This window comes from Pseudomonas abietaniphila, from assembly GCF_039697315.1.
GTDB classification, from domain to species: Bacteria; Pseudomonadota; Gammaproteobacteria; order Pseudomonadales; family Pseudomonadaceae; genus Aquipseudomonas; species Aquipseudomonas abietaniphila_B.
The window spans coordinates 2,932,064-2,958,130 of record NZ_CP155619.1; the positions used below are offsets into that span (position 1 = coordinate 2,932,064).

The window sequence follows — 26,067 nt, forward strand, 5'->3', positions numbered from 1 at the left end:
GGACGAAGGATCATGACCGAATTGCTGCGTGATAATCAGCCCCAAACCAGCCTCAGCGAAGACGCCAACGCGTTCGCCTCGCTGCTGCTGCAAGAATTCAAACCCAAGACCGAGCGTGCCCGTGAGGCGGTTGAAACCGCCGTTCGAACGCTCGCCGAACAGGCGCTGGCGCAGACCGATCTGGTGTCCAATGACGCCATCACTTCGATCGAGTCGATCATTGCCGCCATCGACGCCAAGCTCACTGCACAGGTGAACCAGGTGATCCATCACCCGGAGTTCCAGCAACTGGAAAGCGCCTGGCGAGGCCTGCACTACCTGGTCAACAACACTGAAAGCGATGAACAACTGAAGATTCGGGTGTTGAACATCGCCAAGCCGGAACTGCACAAAACCCTGAAGAAATTCAAAGGGACGGCGTGGGATCAGAGCCCACTCTTCAAGAAGATGTACGAAGAAGAGTATGGCCAGTTCGGCGGCGAACCTTATGGCTGTCTGGTCGGCGATTACTACTTCGACCAGTCGCCCCAAGACGTCGAACTTTTGGGTGAGCTGTCCAAGACCTGCGCAGCGATGCACGCCCCGTTCATTGCCGCCGCATCCCCTACCGTCATGGGCATGGGATCCTGGCAGGAACTGTCCAACCCCCGCGATCTGACCAAGATTTTCACCACCCCTGAATACGCAGGCTGGCGCTCTCTGCGTGAGTCCGAAGACTCCCGCTACATCGGCCTGACCATGCCGCGTTTCCTGGCGCGCCTGCCCTATGGCGCCAAGACCGACCCGGTGGACGCCTTCGCGTTCGAAGAGGACACCGATGGCGCCGACAGCGCCAAATACACCTGGGCCAACGCTGCGTATGCCATGGCGGTGAACATCAACCGCTCGTTCAAGCACTACGGCTGGTGCTCACGGATTCGCGGGGTTGAATCAGGCGGCGAGGTGCAGAACCTGCCAGCGCACACCTTCCCGACCGATGACGGCGGCGTGGACATGAAGTGCCCGACCGAGATCGCGATCTCCGATCGGCGCGAAGCAGAACTGGCGAAAAACGGCTTCATGCCGCTGCTGCACAAGAAGAACACTGACTTCGCCGCATTCATTGGCGCTCAGTCCTTGCAGAAACCCGCCGAATACGACGATCCGGACGCCACCGCCAACGCCAACCTGGCTGCGCGTCTGCCCTACCTGTTCGCCACCTGCCGTTTCGCTCATTACCTGAAGTGCATCGTGCGCGACAAGATCGGCTCTTTCAAAGAAAAGGACGAGATGCAGCGCTGGTTGCAGGACTGGATTCTGAACTACGTCGACGGCGACCCGGCTCACTCCACCGAAACCACCAAGGCCCAGCATCCATTGGCCGCAGCCGAGGTTGTAGTCGAGGACGTCGAAGGCAATCCGGGTTATTACAACTCGAAATTCTTCCTGCGCCCGCACTACCAGCTGGAGGGCCTGACCGTTTCGTTGCGTCTGGTTTCCAAGCTGCCGTCTGCCAAAGGCGCCTGATCTAACAACGAATCGAGCCGCATCCTGATGCTGGCTCTGATTTAAAACACTGTGGTGAAGGCCGCACTGGAGAAAACATGGCTGTTGATATCTTCATCAAGATCGGCGACATCAAGGGCGAGTCCATGGACAAGGCCCACAAGGATGAGATTGATGTGCTGAATTGGAGCTGGGGCATGACCCAGTCCGGGAACATGCACACAGGGGGTGGCGGCGGCGCAGGCAAGGTCAATGCTAGAGACCTGTCGTTCACCAAGTACATCGACAAGGCAACGCCCAATCTGATGACGCTTTGCTCCAGCGGCAAACACATCGACAAGGTCACTCTGACCGTGCGCAAGGCAGGCGGAGAGAGCCAGGTCGAATATCTGGTGATCCATCTGGAAGAAGTCATCATGACCAGCTACGACACCGGTGGCTCCGGTGCAGAGGACCGCCTGACCGAGAAATTGACGTTGAACTTTGCCCAGGTTCGCGTCGACTACCAACCCCAAAAAGCCGACGGCACCAAGGACGGCGGCCTGATCAGATACGGCTGGAATATCCGCAGCAACACCACGCTGTGATCGCATCCATGCCTGCTCATGGCGAACAGGCGCATGGATGTAATGGATTTTTTTTGCAGGGAGCCTTAGCTGTGGCGAAGCCTTCGTTTATTAATTTGTGGAATGCCTACTCCAGACTGCTGGCAGAGCATCCCGATGGCCATCCTTGTGATGGTCCGTGGGCCAACCAGTGTGCTATCCGCATGAGCATTGCGCTGAATGCCGAGCACACCATCAAAGTTAACAAATCAAGTTACCGCGAACCCAAATGCGCGCATGAGCACGCCAGGGGGGCAGAGTCCTTGGCGAATTGGTTGTGGAAAGGAAGTCAGCTCGGGCGTCCGGCGATTTACACGAATGGCGTGTCTGATCGCGACAAAATTCTGAACAAGATGGGGATCATTTTTTTCAAGGATTTCTATTACCACCCCACTGACGCACACGGCCGTCCAACCGGGGATCACATTGATCTGTGGGACCGCGGGATTACCGGCACCCATAACAGCGACTACTTCCATCGCTCCAATAACGTCTGGTTCTGGGAGCTCTTATGATGAAAGTCTTTCCCGTAATCATCCTGACCGTACTCAGTTTTTCTGCTTGCGCCGGCCAGAAAACCCACGCTGACAATGATGTGATGGAAATCTCGTTCGATGGCCGCAACATCAGCTTGATAAATGATGACGGCCACTGCGGCCTCGCTCGCTCGGACGATTCTTTGTTGCGCCTCGGTGTGAAATGGCCCTGCTGGTTTAGCCAGAATTATCAGGGGAAGGTGCTTCTCAAAAACTACCTCTCGGCGCAGATATTTATGGTTCAGCACAGTGAGCCCGCTGCCCCTCCGCACACCAGCTGTACGACAGATCTGCAGGCCATCCGTTATTTCAAAGGCAGCGTAGAACTTGCTCCAGTACGTAGAGTGGGGACATGTGATACCAGCCGATGGGACCAGAAAGTCTTCGTTTGGCAGTTCGACTGGTGAACGGCCTGACCTCTCGCGACCGTCTGCAACCCTCGTTGCTTGACCGTCTGACCGATGAAGAGCCTGGTAATCTTCAAGAAAGCGCCGACAAACGCGTGCTTTCCTTGAATCAGCTGAAGGCCTCGGTGTTGCGTGACCTCACCTGGCTGCTCAACACCACCTCGTTGCTGAATGCCGATGCCACGTTGCACACACCAGCCGGTACGTCGGTGATCAACTATGGCCTGCCTGCGCTGGCGGGAAACAGCGCCTCGAGTATCGATGTGAGCATTCTGGAAAGTCTGATTCATCAAGCCATCGCAACGTTTGAGCCACGTATTCTGAGGAATACCTTGCGGGTGCGGGCGCAAACCCTGCCAGACCAGATGAACCACAACGCTTTGAGTTTCGAGATCGAGGGCGATCTGTGGGCGCAGCCGGTGGCGTTGCCGTTGCTGCTGAGAACGGATCTGGATCTGGAATCCGGTCACGTGCAGGTCGTGCCTGCCGAACAGCGGAGGCGCGCATGAATCCGCGCCTGCTGGAGCTGTACAACCAGGAGCTGCAACACGTTCGCGAAAGCGCAGCAGAGTTTGCCAAGGAATACCCGAAGATTGCTGGCCGCCTGACGCTGTCCGGGATTGACTGTGCCGATCCTTACGTCGAGCGGCTGCTGGAGGGTTTTGCTTATTTGACCGCCCGTGTCCAGCTCAAGCTCGATGCCGAGTATCCGACCTTCACTCACAACCTGCTGGAAATCGCCTACCCGCATTACCTGGCGCCCACTCCATCCATGACGGTCGTCCAGATGCAGATCGACCCGGATGAAGGCTCGCTGAGCGGCGGTTTCACGCTGCCGCGCGACACCGCACTGCGCGCGACATTGGGCCGTGATTCGCAAACCCCCTGTGAATATCGAAGCGCCCACCCAGTGACACTGTGGCCCCTGAGCGTCAGTCAGGCCGACTACTTCGGTAATCCCACAACCGTGCTGGGACGGCTCGCGGCCAACGAACCGAAAGCCAAAGCGGGTTTGCGCATCACCTTGCGCGGTGGCGCCGAACTGCCGTTCAACACGATGAGCCTGGATAATCTGCCGCTGTACCTCAATGGCGCGGACGAGCTTCCGTTTTGTCTGTACGAGCAGTTGCTCGGTAATGCCTGCGCGGTATTCGCACGCCAACCCGGCGCGGAGTGGGTCGAACGGCTCCCGAACGACGCGTTGAAATCCTGCGGATTCGATGACCGGGAAGCCGCGATGCCTGTAATTCCTCAGGCGTTCCAGGGTTACCGCTTGCTTCAGGAATATTTTGCTCTGCCCCAGCGCTACCTGTTCATCGACTTCACCCAGCTTGGCAGAGCCGTTCAGCGGTGTACCGGGCAAGAGCTGGAACTGATCGTGTTGTTCGACCGCTTCGACAAAAGCCTTGAAGGGAGCGTCGGACCCCAGCAGTTCGTGCCGTTCTGCACCCCGGCCATCAACTTGTTCCCGCGGCGGGTCGATCGGATTCACTTGTCCGATCGCGTCAATGAACACCACGTGATCGCTGACCGGACCCGCCCGATGGATTTCGAAATCCATTCGCTGACCAGCGTCACCGGTTACGGGACGGGCCCGGAGCAAACCTTCCTGCCGTTCTACGCCGTGCGCGACCCTTCGCGTTATGGCCGCAACAAAGCCTATTACACCCTGCGACGCGAGCCTCGCGTGTTGTCCAGCGAACAACGCCGCACCGGCACGCGCTCGACCTACGTCGGCAGCGAAACCTTCGTCAGCCTAGTGGACAGCCAGCAGGCGCCCTACCGTCATGACCTGCGCCAACTGGGGGTGAGCGCGTTGTGCACGAACCGCGATCTGCCGTTGTTCATGAACACGGGGAGTGGCAAGACCGATTTCACACTGGCGGACAGCGCGCCCGTCGCGTCGATTCGCTGCCTTGCCGGACCTGGCCGCCCTCGCCCCAGCCACGCCCACGACCACAAGGCCTGGCGTCTCATCAGCCAGTTGTCCCTGAACTACCTGTCACTCAGTGAACAAGGCCAAGGCGCCGCCGCGTTGCGCGAACTGCTTCGTCTTTATGGCGACAGCAACGATGCAGCGCTGCAATTGCAAATCGAAGGCCTGCGCAACGTCAGCAGCAAGCCTTGTACGCGTCGCCTGCCGATGCCGGGTCCCATCGTCTTCGGTCGTGGTCTTGAAATTACGCTGGAGTTCGACGAAAACGCCTTCCGAGGCACCGGCGTTTTTTTGCTGGGCGCAGTGTTCGAGCGTTTCCTGGCACGGTACGTCTCCATCAACAGCTTCACCGAAACCGTGATTCGTACCAGCGAGCGCGGCGAGATCATGCGATGGAAAGCCAAGCCCGGTCGGCGTCCGACCCTGTGAGTACGCTCACTGACATGCACAACGAGCCTTGGGAATACGATTTTTTCCAGGCACTGCGCCGCATCGAATGTGAATCGCCGCAACTGCCACGAATCGGGCATTCGATGCGTCTGGCAGATGATCCATTGCGATTGGGGCAGCAGCCCGACTGCGCCTTTGCACCGTCGACACTGGCCGCGCTGAACCCTGGCGACGAGGGTAAACCGGCGCGGCTTGAGCAGTTTTTCTTCGGACTTGGCGGTCCGAACGGCCCGCTTCCGCTGCACTTGACCGAGTACGTGCGCGAGCGTCAGCGCAACCATGCAGACAGCACGAGCAAACGCTTTCTCGACGTTTTTCATCATCGCCTGCTCAGCCTGTTTTACCGCGCCTGGGCCGAGGCGCGCCCGACGGTCAGCCACGACCGACCCGACGACGATTACTGGTCGGCGCGACTCGCTGCGTTCAGCGGCCGCGGCATGCCGAGCCTGCTCGATCACGGTGTGATTCCCGACACGGCAAAGCTGCATTTCAGCGGCCATCTCTCGGCGCAAACCCGCTACCCCGATGGTCTCAAGGCGATTCTTGAAGACTACTTCGGCCTGCCAGTGAAGATCCAGGAATACGTCGGCCAATGGCTTGAGCTGCCGGAACGCAGCCGTGTGGCGGTCAGCGCAAATCGGTTGGGCATCGACTTCTGTCTGGGCAGTCATGTCTGGGACCGCCAACACAAATTCCGCATCCGCCTCGGCCCGCTCAAGCTCGATGAATACATGGGCATGTTGCCCGATGGCGAGCCGTTCAAACATCTGGTGGCGTGGGTCGCCGAGTATCTGGGCCACGAACTGGATTGGGACCTGAACCTGATTCTGGAGCAGCCCCAAGTCCCGAGACTGCAACTCAACGGCCAGTTTCGACTGGGTTTTAACACGTGGCTGGGGCAACCGGCGCAAGACGCCGACGATTTGATTCTGGCCCGGCACTACGCAGATCACACGAGCACGGCAGAGCCGTCGTCATCAACCTCTCAACACCACTTCGCAGGGAGCACAGAACATGGGTGAGATCAGTCGCGCAGCGCTGTTCGGCAAGTTAAACAGCGTCGGCTACAAGGCCATCGAAGCCGCAACCGTGTTCTGCAAGCTACGGGGCAATCCGTATGTGGAGCTTGCGCACTGGTTCCACCAGTTGCTGCAATTACAGGACTCGGACCTGCATCGCATCATGCGGCAGTTCAATGTCGAACCTGCCCGCCTGGCGCGCGACTTGACCGAAGCACTGGATCGCCTGCCACGCGGATCGACGTCGATCACCGATCTGTCTTCCCACGTTGAGGAAGCGGTTGAGCGAGGCTGGGTGTACGGCAGCCTGATGTTCGGTGAAAGCCAGGTGCGCACGGGCTATCTGCTGATCGGCATTCTGAAAACACCGAGTCTGCGCCATGGGTTACTGGCGCTGTCGTCTGAATTCGATAAGGTCAAAATCGAAGCCCTCAGCGAGCGATTCGACGAATACGTCGGCGACTCACCGGAAAACGCTCTGAGCGCCAGCGATGGTTTCAACGCGGGCGCAACTCCCGGCGAAGCGAGCGGCGCCATCGCACCCAGCGCCATGGGCAAACAGGAAGCTCTCAAACGCTTCACCGTGGACATGACCGAGCAGGCGCGCAGCGGCAAACTCGACCCCATCGTCGGGCGCGATGAAGAGATTCGGCAGATGGTCGACATCCTCATGCGCCGCCGCCAGAACAACCCGATTCTCACCGGGGAAGCCGGCGTCGGCAAAACGGCCGTCGTTGAAGGCTTCGCCCTGCGCATTGTCGCCGGGGACGTCCCGCCAGCGCTGAAAGACGTCGAGCTGCGCAGCCTCGATGTCGGCCTCCTGCAGGCCGGGGCAAGCATGAAGGGGGAGTTCGAACAGCGTCTGCGCCAAGTCATCGAGGATGTCCAAGCCTCCCCAAAACCGATCATTCTGTTCATCGACGAAGCCCATACCCTCGTCGGCGCGGGCGGTGCCGCGGGCACCGGCGATGCCGCAAACCTGCTGAAACCGGCGCTGGCTCGCGGCACCTTGCGCACCGTCGCCGCCACGACATGGGCTGAATACAAGAAACATATCGAGAAAGACCCGGCCCTGACCCGACGTTTCCAGGTCGTTCAAGTGGGTGAGCCTTCAGAAGAGAAAGCCTTGCTGATGATGCGCGGCGTGGCGTCGACGATGGAGAAGCACCATCACGTGCAGATCCTCGACGAAGCGCTGGAAGCGTCGGTCAAGCTGTCTCACCGCTACATTCCGGCGCGCCAGTTGCCCGACAAATCGGTCAGTCTGCTGGACACTGCCTGCGCTCGGGTTGCGGTCAGCCTGCATGCCGTACCCGCCGAAGTAGACGACAGTCGTCGGCGCATCGAAGCCCTGGAAACAGAATTGCAGATCATTGCGCGAGAGCATGCGATCGGGATCGATACCGGCGCTCGTCGGGACAACAGCGAAGCACTGCTTAACACTGAGCGACAACGTCTGATCGAGCTTGAAAGCCGTTGGGGCGAAGAAAAATCGCTGGTCGACGAGCTGCTCTGCACACGTGCCGAGTTGCGCGAAACCGCAGGCGTCGTTGATCAGGAAACGGGCAGTGAGCATAGCCACGCGTTGCGGGAAAAACTGGTCGACCTGCAGGCCCGACTCAGCGGTTTACAGGGCGAAAATCCACTGATTCTGCCAACCGTGGATTATCAGGCCGTAGCCTCGGTGGTAGCCGACTGGACCGGCATTCCCGTGGGTCGCATGGCACGCAATGAACTGGAAACCGTGCTCAACCTCGATCAGCACCTGAAGAAACGCATCATTGGTCAGGATCACGCGCTGCAGATGATCGCCAAGCGCATCCAGACCTCGCGGGCCGGGCTGGATAACCCCAGCAAACCCATCGGCGTGTTCATGCTGGCGGGCACTTCCGGCGTGGGCAAGACCGAGACCGCGCTGGCGCTGGCCGAGGCGATGTACGGCGGCGAGCAAAACGTCATCACCATCAACATGAGCGAGTTCCAGGAAGCCCATACCGTCTCGACACTCAAAGGCGCTCCGCCTGGCTACGTCGGGTACGGCGAAGGCGGCGTGCTCACCGAAGCGGTGAGGCGCAAACCTTACAGTGTCGTACTGCTGGACGAAGTGGAAAAGGCGCACCCTGACGTGCACGAAATCTTCTTCCAGGTTTTCGACAAAGGCGTGATGGAGGATGGCGAGGGTCGCGTCATCGACTTTAAGAACACGCTCATTCTGCTGACCACCAACGCAGGCACAGAGTTGATTTCGCACCTGTGCAAAGACCCGCAGAACGTGCCTGACCCGGAAGACATTGCCAAGGCCTTGCGCCAGCCCCTGCTTGAGATTTTCCCGCCCGCACTGCTCGGCCGTCTGGTGACCATTCCGTATTACCCGCTCAGCGACACGATGCTCAAGGCGATTACTCGCTTGCAGCTCAATCGCATCAAAAAACGCGTGGAAAGCACGCACAAAGTCGCCTTCGACTACGACGATTCGGTGATCGATCTAATCGTCTCGCGGTGCACCGAAACCGAAAGCGGCGGCCGGATGATCGACGCATTGCTGACCAACACCTTGTTGCCGGACATGAGCCGCGAATTCCTGACGCGCATGCTCGAAGGCAAGGCGATGGCGAGTGTGCGCATCGGTGTGCGGGATCACCAGCTGGATTATCGGTTCAGCGATGTCGGTTGAGCACTGTTAATCCGTGTGGGAGCGCGCTTGCCCGCGAAGGCGATCGGTCTGAGACGAATGCATCAGCGGATGCCAACGGATTCGCGCGCAAACGCGCTCCTGCAAATGCCATAAAAGCTATTGAGATAACCCATGCAATTCACGCAAATCACCCGCCTGGCACAAGTCAGCAGCCCTCTGGGCCCGGACGTTCTGATCCTGAAAAACATGAGTGGCGGCGACGAGCTGGGGCGCCTGTTCGAATACGAATTGCAACTGACATCGAAGGACGGCTCAATCGATCTCAACCAACTGCTCGGCAAGCCCGTAAGCCTGTCACTACAACTGAGCGCCGGCAGCCGCTACTTCCACGGCGTGGTTTCACGCTGCAGCCAGAACGTCGACACCGGTCAGTTCGCAAGTTATCAGGTCACGTTGCGTCCTTGGCTGTGGCTGCTGACCCGAACCTCCGACTGCAAGATTTTTCAGCACCTGACCATCCCGCAGATCATCAAGCAGGTCTTCCGGGACCTCGGATTTTCTGACTTCGAAGACGCCCTCACCCGCCCCTATCGCGAGTGGGAATACTGCGTGCAGTACCGCGAAAGCAGCTTCGACTTCGTCAGCCGTTTGATGGAGCAGGAAGGCATCTACTACTTCTTCCGCCATGAGAAAGATCGCCATGTGCTGGTAATGGCCGACGCCTATGGCGCTCACCACCCAGCACCGGGTTATGAGTCGGTGCCGTTCTATCCACCCGATGGCCAGCATCGCGAGCGCGATCACATCAGTGACTGGCGACTCGCGCAGGCCGTGCAACCTGGTTCGATCGAGCTCAACGACTATGACTTTCAGCGGCCTGGCGCGCGCATCGACGTGCGCTCGGCGATGCCCCGCCCTCACACGGCAGGCGACTACCCGCTCTACGACTATCCCGGCACCTACGTGCAAAGCGAGGACGGCGAGCACTACGCTCGCACCCGCATCGAGGCGATTCAGAGTCAGCACGAGCGTGTCGAACTCAGCGGCAATGCGCGCGGCTTGGGTTCCGGTCACCTTTTCAGCATGAGCGGCTTCAGCCGGCAGGATCAGAACCGCGAATACCTGGTCGTCAGCACCCGCTACCTGATCGCTCAGGAAAGTCTTGAAACCGGCGGCGCCTCAGCCGGCCTGCAATTTGAAAGCGCGCTGGGTTGCATCGCTGCGCAACAAAGCTTTCGCCCGTTGCCGATCACACCGCGACCCATCGTCAAGGGCCCGCAGACCGCCATGGTCGTAGGCCCCAGCGGTGAAGAAATCTGGACCGACCAGTTTGGCCGGGTAAAGGCGCACTTCTACTGGGACCGTCATGACCAATCCAACGAAAACAGCTCGTGCTGGATTCGCGTGTCACAGGCCTGGGCAGGCAAAAACTGGGGCTCGATGCAAATCCCACGCATCGGGCAAGAAGTCATCGTCAGTTTTCTGGAAGGTGATCCGGACAGGCCGATCATTACCGGCCGGGTCTACAACGCCGAACAAACCGTCCCCTACGACTTGCCCGCCAATGCGACGCAAAGCGGCATGAAAAGCCGCTCGAGCAAAGGCGGTACCCCGGCGAACTTCAACGAAATCCGCATGGAAGACAAGAAAGGCGCCGAACAGCTGTACATCCACGCCGAGCGTAATCAGGACATCGTGGTGGAGGTGGATGAGAGCCATTCGGTGGGGCATGACCGGAATAAGAGCGTTGGGCATAACGAGACGGTAACGATTGGTCTGGATCGATTGCGCGCGGTCAAGCACGACGATGTGCTGCTGGTAGGTTCGAGTAAAACCGACAGTATCAGCCGCAGTTACCTGATTGAGGTCGGGGAGAACTTGCGTCTTGTCTGCGGCAAGAGCGTGCTGGAGCTCAACGCCAGCGGCCAGATCAATCTGACTGGCGTGCAATTCAACTTCAACACCGAAGGCAGCGCCGAAATCAACACCGGCGGCACGCTGCATCTGAACATCGGCGGTGGTCCCGGCGCTACGCCTGACGGTCAAGGCGACAAGGGCAGTATCGACGCGGCGGTGAAGTCCATGTTCCCGACACCCAAATCCGCCCAGTAATCACCTCATTCAAGAGAAGTCGTCGCCATGACGTATCGCATCAATGAATTCCAGTTCGCCCTGCCCGACGCCGAGTTGCAGGACGCATCGATCAACATCCTGAAATTTCCCGTGCTGGGCACGTCACTGATCGTTAGCCGCAGCTTTCTGGCCGACGAGGAAACCCTGCACAGCAATTTCGATGCTCAACTCAAGCGCCTGGAACAGCAAGTCAACGAGCTACGTTATCAACCGGCGCAAACGGTGCGTGTCGGCAATACCCAGGAAATTGAAGCGCTGGAGTTGCGTAGCCAGTTCAGCAAGGGCGCTGAAAAAGTATTCCAGTATCAACTGGTACTTGTTCTCCCCGGCACGCGCAAAATGCTCGCCCTGAGTTACGTCAAAGCGCAGCCACTAGGCGACGCCGAAGCGGCGCACTGGGCACGGATCAAGCATTCGCTGCAATTCGACGGTATCCAATGAGTGCTCCGCTTATGTGCATGAGTGTTACCAATGTCTGACGCGCTCTGGGCTGGACGAGTGGGCGACGCCCTCGCTCATACGTCGATGATGGCCGACATTCTTGGCGGTGTTCTTGAAGTGGCGGCCAACATCGCCATCGGAGCCCTGGCGACCGCCGCGGTGATCGCCGCAACCGGCCTGACGGTTGCCACCGGCGGCATCGGTGCCTGCGTATTGGGCGCGGTGGTGGGGCTGGTTGTCGGTGTGGTGATGAGCAAAACCGGGGTCGACAAAGGCCTCAGCTCGTTGTGCGAGGACATCGGCAACGGCCTGTTCCCACCCACGGTGCAGGCAAATATCTCGACAGGCTCCTCTGACACGCTGATCAACGGAATGCCGGCTGCCAGAGCCGCCGGCAGCGTACCTTCAACGTTTGTGCCTTCCGGTTCACAAGCCAGTGAGGAGCCCTCGGAACCCGAGGCTGGCAATGATGCGTTGGCTGAAAACGAGCCTGGCTTTCTCGACATGGCCATGGGTTTCTTTTCACAAATGTGGCGCCCGACCGTCGCGGCACCCGGACCCGGTGTCGTTCCCAAGCCGCTGGATCTGGTGCTCTGCACCCGGCACCCACCTATGCCAGAGCAAATGCTCGCCGAAGGTTCGGACAAAGTCACGATCAATGGCCAGCCCGCCGTGCGCAGCGGCGACCGCAGTACGTGCGATGCCACGGTTGTGTCGTCAGGACTGATTTCGCCCAACGTGCGGATCGGTGGCGGCAAAGTCGTGGTCCGTGAGATCCGCAGCGGCAAGACGCCCGGCGTTGGCCTGGCGATCACCGCGCTGATGATGCTCAAGGGCAGCAAGGGCAAGTTCTGGAGCAACTTGCCCTGCATGCTGCTCAGTGGCGTGAATTCCTTCGTGGTCAGCTCCGCCATGAGCGCGCTGACCAACGCGATTGCCGGCTCGCCAAACCCGGTGCATGCCGCTACGGGCGCCAAGGTGCTAGGGGGCGTTGAAGACCTGGATTTCGCTCTGCCGGGCATTCTGCCCATCGAATGGCAACGTTTTTACAGCAGTCGCGATGAACGTCGCGACGGACTATTCGGCGCCGGGTGGAGTGTCACGTATGAAGTCAGCGTGCGCATCGAAGCCCACCCGGAAGGCGGCGAGCGCCTGATCTACATTGACGAACAAGCTCGCAGCATCGACATGGGCTCCATTGCTTTGGGTGGCGCAGTGTTCAGCGCTGGCGAAGGGCTCGCTGTCAGGCGTCATACCAGCGGTCAGTTGCTGATTGAAAGTGAAGACGGGGTGTATCGGCTGTTCGAACCGTCAAGCGACAACCTTGCCGTGTTACGCCTGACCCAGTTGGGTGACCGCAACGACAATCGTATTTACCTGGATTACGACACCGAGGGACGCCTCGTCCAGCTGCGTGACACCTTCGATCAGTTGCGTGTGGTGCTGGCTTATTCCTCACAGTGGTCACGCCGAGTCGAACGGATCGAGCGGATCTTCGCCGACCAGTCCACTGAGTTGCTGGCGACTTACACTTATGACAGGTCAGGCGACCTGGCTGAAGTCAGTGACACATCGGGGAATCTGCGACGGCGGTTCGCCTACGACGACGGCGGACGCATGGTCGAGCACCAATTGCCTACAGGCCTTCGCTGTTTTTATGAATGGTCGCTGATCGACAACCTCGAATGGCGCGTCACCCGCCATTGGACCGATGACGGCGAGGAATACCGATTCGAGTATGACCTCACCGCTGGCACCACGCGGATTACTGATGGCCTGAACCGGGTCAGCACGCGTGGTTGGGATCCTCAGCATCAGATCACCGACTACACCGACAATCTGGGCCAGACGTGGAAGTTTTTCTGGAACGATGAGCGTCAATTGCTGGGCGCGGTCGATCCACAAGGTGGGCAATGGCAGTACAGCTACGACGACGCCGGCAATCTTTGCTCGACACGGGACCCGTTGGCCCGCACCGACTCCACGCTGTGGCTGGAGCACTGGTCACTGCCAATCGTGGAAACCGATGCTGCCGGTCACAGCTGGCAATACTGGTACGATTCGCGCGGCAATTGCACTCACGAGATCGATCCGCTCGGTCATCCGACGCATTATCGGTATAACGACCGCGGGCAAATCATCGAGATCATCGACGCTACCGGCAAAAGCAAACGTCTGCGCTGGAACGCTTTCGGACAGCTAACCGAGCGTATCGACTGCTCCGGTTACCCTACGGCGTTCAGCTACGACGACCGTGGTTATCTGCAAAGCATCACCGATGCACTCGGCGAGCGCACCGTCTTCCAACATGATGCACAGGGTCGCCTGCTGCACAGCGTGCTGCCCGATGGTCGGATCGAACACTACCTACGTGACCCCCACGGTCTGCTCACGAGCTATACCGATCCCGCGGGCCACACCACCGGATATCAATATGACCGGCGCGGCCAGGTGCGACGTAGGACCGACGCCCACAACCGCAGGGTGCACTTCAGTTATGACGCCTACGGTCGTGTGCAGGCGCTCACTAACGAGAACGGCGAACACTATCAGTTTGCCTGGGATGCCGGTGATCGCTTGGCCACGCAACAGGATCTGGATGGCAGTCAGCGCCGATACACCTATGACACGTTGGGCAATCCGGTTCGGGTCGAGCACATTCCCGCGCCGGGCGGTGACGATCCGGCGCCGCTGGTACAGGTGCTGGAACGCGATGCAGTGGGACGAATCGCGGCAAAGGTGACGGATGATGGCCGCAGTGAATATCAATATGACGAGATGGACCGGCTGACTGAAGTCACGTTTACAAGCGTTGAAGGTCAACAACAGCGCGTTGCGTTCGCTTACGACGCGCGGGGCCAGCTGCTTACCGAGCAGTCGGCATCTGGCGCTCTGCAGCATCATTACGATCAACTGGGCAACCTGGCTCAGACGCAGCTACCGGACGGCCGCTGGCTGAACCGGCTGCATTACGGCGGCGGGCATCTGCATCAGATTAATCTGGATGGCAAGGTCATCAGCGACTTCGAGCGTGATCGCCTGCACAGGGAAGTGCTGCGCAGCCAAGGACAGATCAGCACCCGCAGTCAATACGATCGCAGTGGGCGTTTGCGTTCACGACTGCGTCGACTCAACCACCAGCCAACGCAGCTGCCCGCTGATCGAGGACAAGAATATGACTACGACCCCGCGGATAATCTGATCGGACGACTGGACCGTACTCAAGAACGCGAGCAGCGAACGCAACTCCATTACGACGCTACCGCGCGCATCATCGCCAGTCAGGCCAGCTTTCACGGTAACAGCGAGACCTTCGCCTACGACGCGGCCGCAAACCTGTTGGATGGACCGCTTCCCGGCGCAGGATGGGTGCAGCACAACAGGTTGCTCACGTATCAAGATAAGCGTTATCGCCACGACGCCTTTGGCCGAATGGTCGAGAAACGCAGCGCGCGACAGGGCACACAACGGTTTGTTTACGACGCTGAAAGCCGCCTGATCGAGGTCCACAACCCAAGCGGCAACGTCGTCCGTATGAGCTACGACCCGCTCGGCAGACGCATCGGCAAAAGCGAACACAATTCACAAGGCGTTTTGCTCGGCGAAACCCGATTCACGTGGGATGGCCTGCGACTGTTGCAGGAGCAGCGCAACAGCCAAAGCAGCGTGTACCTCTATGCCGAAGGCTACGACCCCATCGCCCGCGTCGATGGCTGCGGCGAAATGGAGAAGATTCGCTACTACCACAACGACCTGAACGGCCTGCCCGAACAACTCACCGAAACCGACGGCGCAACGGTCTGGCAGGCACGCTACCGGGTGTGGGGCAGCATCCTGGAAGAAACCCGTGAGCCGTACTTCATCGAGGAGCAGAATCTCAGGTTTCAGGGCCAGTACCTTGATCGCGAGACCGGACTGCACTACAACACCTTCAGGTTTTACGACCCTGACATAGGCCGGTTTACCACGCCGGATCCGATTGGGTTGGCGGGCGGGCTGAATTTATATCAGTACGCGCCGAATCCGGTTGGGTGGGTGGATCCTTGGGGCCTAAGCTGCACGCCCAACAAAAAGACCACTTATCAGGGGGCGAGCAGGAGGGATGCATTCAGGCAAGCTAAGCGCGACGCTGGGGTTACTATGAGCCAGAAACCATCGGCGCTGACACGGCCCGATTTGTTGGACGGGAACAAAGATCCAATCATTCAAAATGGATTGCCCGTAAAAACCAGGCAGTACCATTACACAAACAATCGCGGCGAGTCCATTGTGATCCAGGAGCACAGCCTAGGTCATACGAAAGCTACGTCAGGGCACGGAGCAGAGCCTCATTTTAATGTGAGGCCTATAGAAAACGTCGGAACAGGTCACGTCCCCGGCACTCACGGCCATTACAATTTTTAGGATTCAGAGATGAACCTACTCGATAGCATCAACAACAATATGTTTTTAAAAACTCTATTCCCTGAGGGTTTGACGGAAAAAATTCTTATCGGGCAAATTGGATTCGATGTTGAAGGCCGATTCAGCATCAACCTTCACACAACGCAAAAACCTTCCATAGAAGTTAAAAGATGGGGCTCATATGGTCGCGACTATGACGTCATCGTGATCAAACTACTCGGCAGTAATGTCTGTGACTTCTCCGTCACTCACTGGCGCGAAGTTTGTTACTCGCACATTCGCTTAATCAAAACAGATAACCTATTAAAGCTAAGCGCGGCAGAAGAAAACTGGGCGGTCCACGCGGTCTTTGAAACTATAGGATTTCAAGAGTGCAGCACCTATTTGTCATAGTCGATCGACCGAAAATACATTCTTGGCGGTGGACCGCAGGCGGTCAATAAATATGGCAAACGCCGCACTGAAGGCCACCGCAAGAAACTCAGTCGCCGCAGCCACCGAACCCTTTCGCGGCCGACTGTATCGGCAGGGGTCTGTTGGGCGCGGCGGCAGGAATGTCTTCTACAGCGAGCGCAGCTGCGCGCTGAAGAACTGCGCCTCGACGAGGAAGACATTGCCAGTGAAGCATTTTTGCTGCGGCGTAAACGGATGCTTGATCCTCATCGAATCCCACCGGTACCCGCCCAAAAACTCAAGGTGAGCAAGCTAAGGCCGATACGAACTAATTACACCTCCTCTTTCCCGTCTACCCAGCACAGACACACAGCAGTCCCGCAAGGAGCACGTTCGGCATGATCGTCGGTATAGATCTTGGCACCACCCATAGTCTGGTCGCCGTTTGGCGCGATGGCGCTACTCAATTGGTCAGTAATGCGTTGGGCGAGTGGTTGACGCCGAGTGTCGTGGGGCTGGATGACGAGGGGCATGTGCTGGTGGGCAAGGCCGCGCGTGAGCGGCTGCAGACGCATCCGGGCAGTACGACGGCGTTGTTCAAACGTCATATGGGCAGTGCGCATGAGGTGAAACTCGGTTCGCGCAGTTATCGCCCGGAAGAGCTGTCGGCGTTGGTGCTCAAGAGCCTGAAAGCCGACGTTGAGCGGGCGTTTGGCGAACCGGTGACCGAAGCGGTGATCAGCGTGCCGGCGTATTTCAGCGACGCCCAGCGCAAGGCCACACGGGTGGCCGGTGAACTGGCAGGTTTGAAGGTCGAGAAGCTGATCAACGAGCCTACGGCTGCGGCGCTTGCCTATGGTCTGCACCAGAAGGAAGGCGAGACGTCGTTTCTGGTCTTCGATCTGGGCGGTGGCACGTTCGATGTGTCGATCCTTGAGCTGTTCGACGGGGTGATGGAAGTTCGCGCCAGCGCTGGGGATAACTTCCTGGGCGGCGAGGATTTCGATCAGCTGTTGCTGGAGCACTTCGTGACGCTGCACCGGAACGAGAGCGGGTTTCCGTCGACTGTTGCGGTGAAACAGCCACTGCGTCGCGAAGCGGAGCGCGTTCGCAAAGCGCTGGGACAGGACGCGAGCGCCGAGTTCGTGTTGCGTCATGCTGACCGTGAGTGGCGCAAGACGGTGACGCAGGATCAGTTGATCGAGCTGTATGCGCCGTTGCTGGATCGTCTGCGCGCGCCGATCGAACGTGCGCTGCGCGATGCGCGGATTCGGGTCGCGGACCTGGATGAGATTCTGTTGGTGGGCGGAACGACGCGCATGCCGTTGATCCGCAAGCTCGCGGCCAGCCTGTTTGGTCGCTTCCCGTCCATCAGCCTCAACCCTGACGAGGTGGTCGCTCACGGCGCGGCGATTCAGGCGGCCCTGAAGGCTCGGGATGCGGCACTCGATGAGGTGGTGCTGACCGATGTTTGTCCCTATACCTTGGGCATCGAGGTGTCGCGCTCAATGGGCAAGATTCAGGAAAGCGGTCATTACCTGCCCATCATCGAGCGCAACAGCGTGGTGCCTGTGAGCCGGGTGAAAACGGTGAATACCCTTCAGGACAATCAGCGTCAGGTGCTGGTGCGTATCTTTCAGGGCGAAAGCCGTCTGGTGAAGGACAACATTGCGCTGGGGGAACTGGATATCGCGGTGCCGGCCCACAAGGCGGGCGAAGTCGAGCTGGACGTTCGTTTCACGTATGACAGCAACGGCATTCTTGAGGCCGATGTGCGGATTCCCATGACCGGCGAGGCGCATACGCTGGTCGTCGAGAACAACCCGGGCGTGTTGACGCCCGCCGAGATCCAGGAGCGTCTGAAGGCGCTGGAAGCTCTGAAGATTCACCCACGCGAGCAGCAGGTGAACACGCATCTGGCGGCCCGACTTGAGCGCCTGTATCAGGAATACCTCGGCGATGCGCGGGAACTGGTAGGCATGTGGGCCAGCCAGTTTCAGCAAGCCCTGGAAACTCAGGATGAGCGCCAGATCAGCGAGGTGCGCAAGCGCCTGGCCGAACAGGTTGATCAGTTCGAACGCGGGGAGTGGTAACGCGCATGGATCATTGGAGTGTCCTTGAGCTGGACCGAAACGCTGACGAGCGCAGCATCAAGCGTCAGTACGCCAGGCTGCTTAAAGTAAATCGTCCGGACGACGATCCTGAAGCGTTCCAGCGTCTGCGGGAGGCGTACGAACATGCGTTGAACTGGGCACGCATGCGCTTGGAGGACGAAGAGTATGAGGACGAGGCGCTCAGCGAAGCGATTGAAGAATCAGCGCGCAGTCCGCTCACGAGTGAGCTACCGAATCCTCAACCGCATCAACTGAATGATGCAGGCCCGACGTCGTCCGAACTGGCGTTCAAGCTCGCCGCCGATCTGGCTTCGCACACCACCGACGAGAACCTTCAGCAGCAGTATCGCCATGCGCTGGAACAGGATTGCGCAGCACCCTTTCAACAGGCGCTGCTGAACCGGTGCCTGCAAGATCCAGAAGCGAATATGGATCTGCTCAAGGCTGCCGTCGCCCATCTGCACTGGCTGACGCCCTGGCAGACCGCTCGCATCCATCACGATCAGGAAGTGCATCTGACAGAAGCCTTGCTCGACAGGGAGCAGGCGGGTTTTGACTTACGGCTGAGCCAAGGCGACGAGCGTCGGCTGTTCAACGACATCGAGACGCTGAGCCGCCAACCGTGGCTGAACGGGCTGGAGCGTCGTCAGCAGTTCTATCGGTGGATGCTAGTGTTTCTGCACAACACCCAGGGCTGGTCGCCCGCGCTGTTCGACAGGATCTGCACGCTGTTCGGCTGGGAAACCAACAGCAGTTTGCCGCCTCAACCGGAGTTCATCTGGTACCGCCTGATCGAGCGCTGCGAGAAGCATGCGTACCTGCAACACCTGCAGCGCAGCCTGATCCGTAACTCGACGATCACCGATGAGCAAGCTGCCGTGCTGGTGCTCAATCCACCCCGCAGCAATGCCGAACGTGTGCATCTGGCGCGCAACGGCAATGTCGACCTGTGGGACGCCTGCGAGCGGTTGTGCAGTCAGTTGACCCATCGCTATCCTGACTTGCTGGAGCATTTCCCGAACGCCGATCTGGAAGGCTGGAGAACCCTGCATACCAAACCGATTCAAGCGCGACGCTGGATCTGGATTGGCTGGATGCTGATGACACTGCTCTACACGTTGCCCCAGCAGGTGATGTCCAGACCGACTACGTTCGCAGATGTCGCCGCCCTCCTAGGCGTGTATCCCGTACTCATGACAGCGGGTTGCATGCTCTTTATGCGGGTCTGGGGACCGCTGGCCAATGCATTGCAGGCCGGGGATGAGTGGATCAGCCAGAAATTGCTCCCCGATTCGCTCAGTTGGCCGGGCTCACAAGCGTTGCTGATACGTCACGGCGTTCCGCTGGTGCTCTGTGGCGTGATCATGGCCCGTGTCGGCCCTTGGGCTTTGGGTTGCTACTCGATGTTGATGTTGCTGTGGCTGATCGCTTCCCCTGGGCGACATCCGCAGGCGTATGCGGCCCTGTCTGCAAGGCTGGGGAGGCTGACCGGAAAAATAAAACGCGGGCCGCTGATCTTCGCTGCGGTGGTGATCGTGTTCATGGCTTACAAGGCGGTGACGTACCCTGCGTTCCAAACCGTTCCTGTGCCTGAGAAGCCGACAGCGACCGCTGCCCCGTTCGACTGCTCAAGCCAAGAGGCATTGAACCTGATGAACAAGTCATGCGAGCACGCGATGACAACGAAAGCCTGCCAAGGGAAAACCGTGGAGCAGAAGATCGCCTTGTGCAGAAGCATGCAGGCCAAAGGGCAGCTGCCTGCGGGCGAACAGAAGCCTGCCGGGTCGCGCTGAAAGTAAAGCGTCCGGCAAACACAAGCCGGGCGCTTTTTCTTACTCGATACTAAGCAACAATAATAAAAAACAGCCAGTTATCATCATTCATTCAATACACCCATCACCTTTGTATCAACTTCCTAACAAAACCCTACATACGACCATTAAGAAACTTGCGTGCGTAAAGTATTTGCAAAGTTCCGCTCATGTGTTTTTACTGCCTGTAATCTGAACGTCGCTTCACACTTCGTTACAGGTCATCCTCATGAATCATTTACTCTGGAAGTTATTCCCCAAGCAGCATCGTGAGTTTCTGCTGGAGCGGCTGTCGGTCGTGGATCGTCAGGTGGTCAACAAGACACTGTCGCGCAACGCCCGGTTCCCCGAGGCTTTCGACCATTTCGAGTGCATTTTCATTCATGTGCCGAAATGCGCGGGCAGCAGTGTGGCGATGTCGATCTTCGGCAGCACACCCACCGGCCATCTGCCGCTGTATTGGTATGAAAAACAATTCAAAGACCGTTATGAGCAATACTTCAAGTTTGGCTTTGTACGTGATCCATTACATCGAGCATTGTCGGCTTATCGTTATTTATTGCAGAACCCGCAGCAGCGGGATAGAGCCGCTTTCGAACTGGTCAGCCGTTATTCGCGGTTCGATACGTTCGTCGATGGCTGGCTGCACCCGGAGAATGTATCGAAGCAAATACACTTCGCGCCGCAGTATCAGTTTCTGCAAAACAGCATGGGGCAGATTGCCGTGGATTTCATCGGCCGTCAGGAACATCTGGAAGCGGACTTCGCCGCATTGTGCGAGCACCTCGACATCAACGTTCAGTTGCACCACCTCAACCGTTCTCCCGGGCCACGCTATCAGACGGCTAGGTTGTGTTCCGACGCCTCCCGCAAACGGATCCGCGAGGTTTACGCCCGAGACTACGAGTTGTTTTCCTATGACTGATACCCGCACAGAACCTCGCCCGCTGATCATTGCCTCGCCCCTGTCAGTGGCCCAGGCTGATCGTGAATCGCTGAAGCGACAGCGCGCATGCTGTATCTGGTTCACCGGGTTGTCCGGCGCCGGCAAAACCACGCTGGGTAATCACCTCGACCAGACGTTAGTCGCCCACGGGCTGCACAGTTACTTGCTCGACGGCGACCGTCTGCGCAGGGGCCTGTGTCAGGATTTGGGAATGAGCGAAGACAGCCGACGGGAAAACGTAAGGCGCATCGGCGAGGTCGCCAAACTGATGGTGGACGCCGGGCTGATCGTGATTGTCTCGGCGATTTCCCCTTATCGGGAAGACCGCGACGCCTGTCGGCAGCATTTCGCCGAAGGGCACTTCATTGAAGTGCACGTCAGTACGCCGTTAAGCGAATGCATGCGCCGGGACGCTAAAGGCTTGTACAAAGCCGTGCGCGAGGGACGAATCCGTCACTTCACGGGCATCGACAGCCCTTACGAAGCGCCTCTTGAGCCTGAGTACGTGGTCGACACCAGCGTCGATCAAGGCAGCCAGTTCATTGACCAGTTACTCGCACAGTTGCTGGAGACCCGCCCACGAAGCGGCGCGTACAGCGCGTTTACCGGCTCGCACGCTCTGGCACGCTGATTACAGAGGGATTACATTCGGGCAATTGTTCTGCGACCGGGGAACGATGAGGGGCTGAGGGGTTCACACTCCTTGTCTTTGAACCGTCTTCCTCACGAGTAACCTGTATGGAACACGTACTCCCGGACGCCTGGCTCAATGCGCTGCCGTTGCCTTGGCTCAATACCCTGATCGCCGCGACGGTTGCCGTGTGCATCGCACTGGTGGTGCGCTGGATTGCGCTGGTGATCTTTCGACGCGTCGCCAAATCGTTCGTCTTCGCCCAGCAACTGATTCACCGCGCAGAATCGCCGACGCTCTGGCTTATCCCGCTACTGGCACTGCAAACCGTATGGACGTCCGCGCCCGATGATCTGTTGTTGATCAAAGGCGTGCGCCATCTGAACGGGATGCTGGTCGTGGCCACATTCACCTGGCTGGCCTTGCGATGTGTGAAGGCCATTGGTGAAGCCGTGGCGATCCGCAACCCGCTGGACATTGAAGACAACCTTCAAGCACGACGTATCCAGACTCAGGTGCGTGTGCTGGTGCGTTGTTTGAATGTGCTGGTGTTGCTGTTCGGCACCGGTTTGATCCTGATGAGTTTTCCGCCGGTGCGGCAGATCGGTACCAGCTTGCTGGCTTCCGCCGGGCTTGCAGGCCTGGCGGCGGGTTTCGCGGCCAAACCGGTGCTGGGCAACCTGATCGCCGGGTTGCAGATCGCGATTTCGCAGCCGATCCGGCTGGACGATGTGGTGATCGTCGAGGGTGAATGGGGGCGCATTGAGGAGATCAGTGGCACTTATGTCGTGCTGAAGATCTGGGACGAGCGGCGGATGGTGATTCCGCTGCAATACTTCATCGAGAAGCCGTTCCAGAACTGGACGCGCAGCACGTCAAGCCTGATCGGGTCAGTGTTTTTGTGGGTGGATTACTCGCTGCCGCTGGAAGAGCTTCGGGCCGAGACGGAGCGTATCTGCAAAGACATCCCGCATCTGTGGGATGGCCGAGTGTGCGTGCTGCAGGTCACCGACACGACCGATAGGGCGATGCAGTTGAGGGTGCTGTTGAGTTCAGCAGATTCGTCGCGCAGCTGGGATGCCCGCTGCCACATGCGCGAGCGGCTGATTGCCTTCGTTGCCAAACAATACCCGCAATGCCTGCCACAGCTGCGGGCTGAAATGTCGTCACGCAACGTGAAGCCGGAGCGGGACGCTCATGAGCCACCGACCGAGATCCCGCGTCAGCCACCGGTGTAACAGGCCTCGATATCGCCGGCATGGAACACACGGAAAGCCATCGATCCTGTGGACGACGGCTGACCTGAGGGAGTGAGCTTGCTCACGAAAGCGGCGGTACAGTCGCCAGATATTCAGCGGCTGAAACTCGGTCTTCGTGAGCGAGCTCACTCCCACAGGGATCTACGCAGGGCTTACGACAGTAACCGCTCCCACATCGATATCGACCGCATGGAACACGAGGCGAACCATCAATCCTGTGGACGACGACTGACCTGTGGGAGTGAGCTTGCTCACGAAAGCGGCGGTACAGTCGCCAGATATTCAGCGGCTGACACTCAGTCTTCGTGAGCGAGCTCACTCCCACAGGGATCTACGCAGGGCTTATGACAGTAAACGCTCCCATAGGGAGCTAAGTGGGGCTTACGACAGCAAGCGCGCGTCCACAGAGGTATCTCGCCGAGACCCTGGACCGGCGCGCTGACTCAGACCTCACTGAGCCTGATTGAACATCACCACTTTGCCCATCATGGCGGCGGCAAACTGTTGGGCGCTCATTTTCACGCCGTTGAAGTCCACCACGTCGTTGGCGTAGTGCAGGTTGGAGGTGATGTTGTCACCTTCAACCTTGCCCACTTGCAGCATGATCGCCATACCACCGACCGACTCGGCAGCCCCTTTGGCCTGTTCGGCGATGGCGGCGTGGTCGGTCTGTCCGGCGGACAGTGCCTGCAGGCTGGCCAAGTCCTGAATCATCGGTTTGGACAGCACCAGCTTGGCGTCCAGTTGAGTCAGCAGCTGCTTGAGCAGCGCGGCACCCGGCTGGTCAAGGGAGGTCGGGTTACTCAGGTCCATCGACAGGCTGAAATGACTCTCGCCATTGGCGGTTTTCAGCGACAGCTTTTCCAGTTCAATGTGCGGCTTGGCTGACAGCAGCTTGCCGACTTCCGCCTGCACCAGCGCCTGATCGGCCGGGCTCAGGTGTGGCGTATAGGACTCACCCATGGCCGCCGCTGCTTGCGCCTGTGGCTGGACTTTTTCCTGATAGATCTGCAACAGGGCCTTGGTCGAGGCGATGTCGAAGTTGGCGAATTTCCAGACCATCTGCGATGAGCCGATGGCCTTGCCGTCGAACGAGATGTTGCCAATGTCGTAGGTGACTTGCGCGTTGAGGTTGCCTTCAACCTCCTGCAACAGACTGGTGTTGACGAAGTCCTTGAACTGCACCGGCGGACGACCTGCGGCCTGGAATGTCGCCGAGCTCACCTTGGCGTCGCTGTGACCCAAGTAGAACCCTGACTTGCCCTTGGTCCCGCCCGTGTTGAACGTCAGGTCACGCAGGGACAGGCTGACCGGTCCTTCTTCGGAAGTCGCGGTGACGTCCAGGCTGCCCAGCACGCCGTTGGCTTCCAGCTTCTCGCCGTTAGCGCTGCCCGATGCGTTGAGGGTGAAACCGGAGAATTTGAAGGAGCCGTTCTGGTCGTCGAACTGGAATGGCAGGAGTTCGATGCGGCCCAACGCAGCGCGATCGTAGCCCATGCTGAAGTGCCCGGTCAGTGGCGCTTGATCATGGGTCATGGCGAACCACTTCTCGGAATACACGTTCTTTTCGAGCGCCATGTTGCTGGCCGCCATGACCGGCACCAGATTCAGCGACTTCACGCGGCTCCACGGGAAAGGGCCGTGCTCGATGTTGTCCACGAACAACAGTTCAACCGGCTGACCGCCATTGAGCTTCGGGTTCTGGATGATGAATTTGTAATGCGCGGTGCTGGTGAAGAAGTGGCGATCCAGCGACAGCAGCTCGACGCTCGCACTGCCTTCATGGCCAACGAATGCAGCCTGAATTTGCTGATTGCCTTGCTGAACAGCATCACCGAGCACGCCCTCCAGGCGAGTCCCCGTGTACCAGGCACCGGCGGTGATGAGAGCGCCTGCAACCACGACGACGCCTACGGCAATGTTGACTGATTTTTTCATGTGTCGACTCGAAGATGTCCGTTCTTGAAGAGAGGTCGTGTCTTCCCTGACCCCGAAAGGGTTTCGGCGCTCCGATGCAAGCGCCGAGCAGCACCTTGCGCTGCCGAGAGCCCGGCGAGATTAGCATCTGCCGAGGGCATTTTGCAGGTGTTGCGCCTAGCCACGCCCTTTACCAAGGCGTTAGGCTGGGCATCAACCTGCAAACGGGATCGATGAGATGAGCAACGCGCAAAAGCCAAAGGGGCCGATAAAGGCGGTTATTTTCGACATGGACGGCCTGTTGCTGGACACCGAAGGCATCTATACCGAGGTCACCAATACCATCGCCAACTGGCACGGCAAAACCTTCGACTGGGCCGTGAAACAGCATTCCATCGGGCGTGGCTCGCAGGATTTCGCGGAGTACGTGATCAGCGCGCTTGAGCTGCCGATGTCCCCGGAAGAATTCCTCACCGTTCGCCAGCCGATGCTCGACGAGCGTTTTCCGTACGCCCAGCCGATGCACGGTGCTGAAGCGCTGGTTCGTCACCTCGCGCAACACAACATCCCGATCGCCGTGGGCACCAGCTCCTCACTTCATTACTTCCACGTGAAGACGAGCAATCACCGCTCCTGGTTCGAGCTGTTCAAACATGTGGTCACTGCCGACCACAAGGACGTGAAAGCAGCCAAGCCGGCACCAGATATCTTCCTGACGGCTGCGCGCCTGCTGGGCGTCAATCCGAAGGACTGCGTGGTGTTCGAAGACTCACCATTCGGTGTGACCGCCGCCAAAACCGCAGGCATGTACGCCGTGGCCGTGCCGGACTCGCACATGCCGGTGGCTCAATATGCACACGCCGATTTGATGCTGGGTTCGTTGGCGGAGTTTCCGCTGGAAGACTGGGGGTTGCCGGGTTATCACGCGTAACGCGAGCATGCGCG

The 26,067-nt window shown here is 58.9% G+C and carries 19 protein-coding genes; 18 read left to right on the forward strand and 1 reads right to left on the reverse strand.

The window, feature by feature from the left end:
• The first annotated feature begins 12 nt into the window (after positions 1-12).
• The 17 genes from tssC to ABDX87_RS13135 all read left to right on the forward strand — a co-directional run bounded on the left by tssC (position 13) and on the right by ABDX87_RS13135 (position 23,184).
• Complete coding sequence (gene tssC / locus ABDX87_RS13055) at positions 13-1,506, forward strand: type VI secretion system contractile sheath large subunit (RefSeq protein WP_346833205.1); 1,494 nt, start codon at positions 13-15, stop codon at positions 1,504-1,506.
• A 77-nt stretch (positions 1,507-1,583) separates the two neighbouring features.
• Positions 1,584-2,072: an Hcp family type VI secretion system effector gene (locus tag ABDX87_RS13060; RefSeq protein WP_346833206.1), complete on the forward strand. Its 489-nt coding sequence runs from the start codon at positions 1,584-1,586 to the stop codon at positions 2,070-2,072.
• A 71-nt stretch (positions 2,073-2,143) separates the two neighbouring features.
• Positions 2,144-2,605 (forward strand): type VI secretion system amidase effector protein Tae4, encoded by a 462-nt coding sequence (locus ABDX87_RS13065; protein ID WP_346833508.1) that lies wholly within the window; start codon positions 2,144-2,146, stop codon positions 2,603-2,605.
• Positions 2,602-3,033 (forward strand): hypothetical protein, encoded by a 432-nt coding sequence (locus tag ABDX87_RS13070; RefSeq protein WP_346833207.1) that lies wholly within the window; start codon positions 2,602-2,604, stop codon positions 3,031-3,033. Before ABDX87_RS13065 ends, ABDX87_RS13070 begins: the two co-directional genes overlap by 4 nt.
• Entirely contained in the window at positions 3,030-3,542 is a 513-nt protein-coding gene (gene tssE, locus ABDX87_RS13075) for a type VI secretion system baseplate subunit TssE (protein ID WP_431061252.1), read from the forward strand. The genes ABDX87_RS13070 and tssE overlap by 4 nt, the downstream gene beginning before the upstream one ends.
• A complete protein-coding gene (tssF, locus tag ABDX87_RS13080) occupies positions 3,539-5,398 on the forward strand; it encodes a type VI secretion system baseplate subunit TssF (RefSeq protein ID WP_346833208.1) in 1,860 nt (619 codons plus the stop codon). Before tssE ends, tssF begins: the two co-directional genes overlap by 4 nt.
• Positions 5,362-6,441: a type VI secretion system baseplate subunit TssG gene (tssG, locus tag ABDX87_RS13085; RefSeq protein WP_346833209.1), complete on the forward strand. Its 1,080-nt coding sequence runs from the start codon at positions 5,362-5,364 to the stop codon at positions 6,439-6,441. Before tssF ends, tssG begins: the two co-directional genes overlap by 37 nt.
• Positions 6,434-9,112, forward strand: coding sequence for a type VI secretion system ATPase TssH (gene tssH / locus ABDX87_RS13090; RefSeq protein WP_346833210.1), 2,679 nt, complete (start codon positions 6,434-6,436; stop codon positions 9,110-9,112). Before tssG ends, tssH begins: the two co-directional genes overlap by 8 nt.
• Positions 9,113-9,244: 132 nt before the next feature.
• Positions 9,245-11,185: a type VI secretion system Vgr family protein gene (tssI, locus tag ABDX87_RS13095; RefSeq protein WP_346833211.1), complete on the forward strand. Its 1,941-nt coding sequence runs from the start codon at positions 9,245-9,247 to the stop codon at positions 11,183-11,185.
• Between the two features lie 27 nt (positions 11,186-11,212).
• Positions 11,213-11,647 (forward strand): DcrB-related protein, encoded by a 435-nt coding sequence (locus ABDX87_RS13100; RefSeq protein WP_346833212.1) that lies wholly within the window; start codon positions 11,213-11,215, stop codon positions 11,645-11,647.
• A gap of 30 nt (positions 11,648-11,677) precedes the next feature.
• Positions 11,678-16,051, forward strand: coding sequence for an RHS repeat-associated core domain-containing protein (locus tag ABDX87_RS13105; protein ID WP_346833213.1), 4,374 nt, complete (start codon positions 11,678-11,680; stop codon positions 16,049-16,051).
• Between the two features lie 9 nt (positions 16,052-16,060).
• The gene (locus ABDX87_RS13110; protein WP_346833214.1) at positions 16,061-16,444 is read left to right on the forward strand and encodes a hypothetical protein; all 384 of its coding nucleotides are present in this window, start codon (positions 16,061-16,063) and stop codon (positions 16,442-16,444) included.
• Between the two features lie 398 nt (positions 16,445-16,842).
• On the forward strand, positions 16,843-18,537 hold the full coding sequence (locus tag ABDX87_RS13115; RefSeq protein ID WP_346833215.1) for a molecular chaperone HscC: 1,695 nt from the start codon (positions 16,843-16,845) through the stop codon (positions 18,535-18,537).
• A gap of 5 nt (positions 18,538-18,542) precedes the next feature.
• Positions 18,543-20,351, forward strand: a complete 1,809-nt coding sequence (locus tag ABDX87_RS13120; protein WP_346833216.1) for a J domain-containing protein — start codon at positions 18,543-18,545, stop codon at positions 20,349-20,351.
• 247 nt (positions 20,352-20,598) lie between these two features.
• Complete coding sequence (locus tag ABDX87_RS13125; RefSeq protein WP_346833217.1) at positions 20,599-21,294, forward strand: sulfotransferase family 2 domain-containing protein; 696 nt, start codon at positions 20,599-20,601, stop codon at positions 21,292-21,294.
• The gene (gene cysC, locus ABDX87_RS13130) at positions 21,287-21,946 is read left to right on the forward strand and encodes an adenylyl-sulfate kinase (protein ID WP_346833218.1); all 660 of its coding nucleotides are present in this window, start codon (positions 21,287-21,289) and stop codon (positions 21,944-21,946) included. The genes ABDX87_RS13125 and cysC overlap by 8 nt, the downstream gene beginning before the upstream one ends.
• A gap of 107 nt (positions 21,947-22,053) precedes the next feature.
• Positions 22,054-23,184, forward strand: coding sequence for a mechanosensitive ion channel family protein (locus ABDX87_RS13135; protein ID WP_346833219.1), 1,131 nt, complete (start codon positions 22,054-22,056; stop codon positions 23,182-23,184).
• A gap of 471 nt (positions 23,185-23,655) precedes the next feature.
• Here ABDX87_RS13135 and ABDX87_RS13140 read toward each other — a convergent pair whose 3' ends face one another.
• A complete protein-coding gene (locus ABDX87_RS13140; protein WP_346833220.1) occupies positions 23,656-25,143 on the reverse strand; it encodes a YdgA family protein in 1,488 nt (495 codons plus the stop codon).
• Between the two features lie 217 nt (positions 25,144-25,360).
• Between ABDX87_RS13140 and ABDX87_RS13145 the strand changes: the two genes are divergently transcribed.
• Positions 25,361-26,053, forward strand: a complete 693-nt coding sequence (locus ABDX87_RS13145; protein WP_346833221.1) for an HAD-IA family hydrolase — start codon at positions 25,361-25,363, stop codon at positions 26,051-26,053.
• Positions 26,054-26,067 lie beyond the last annotated feature (14 nt).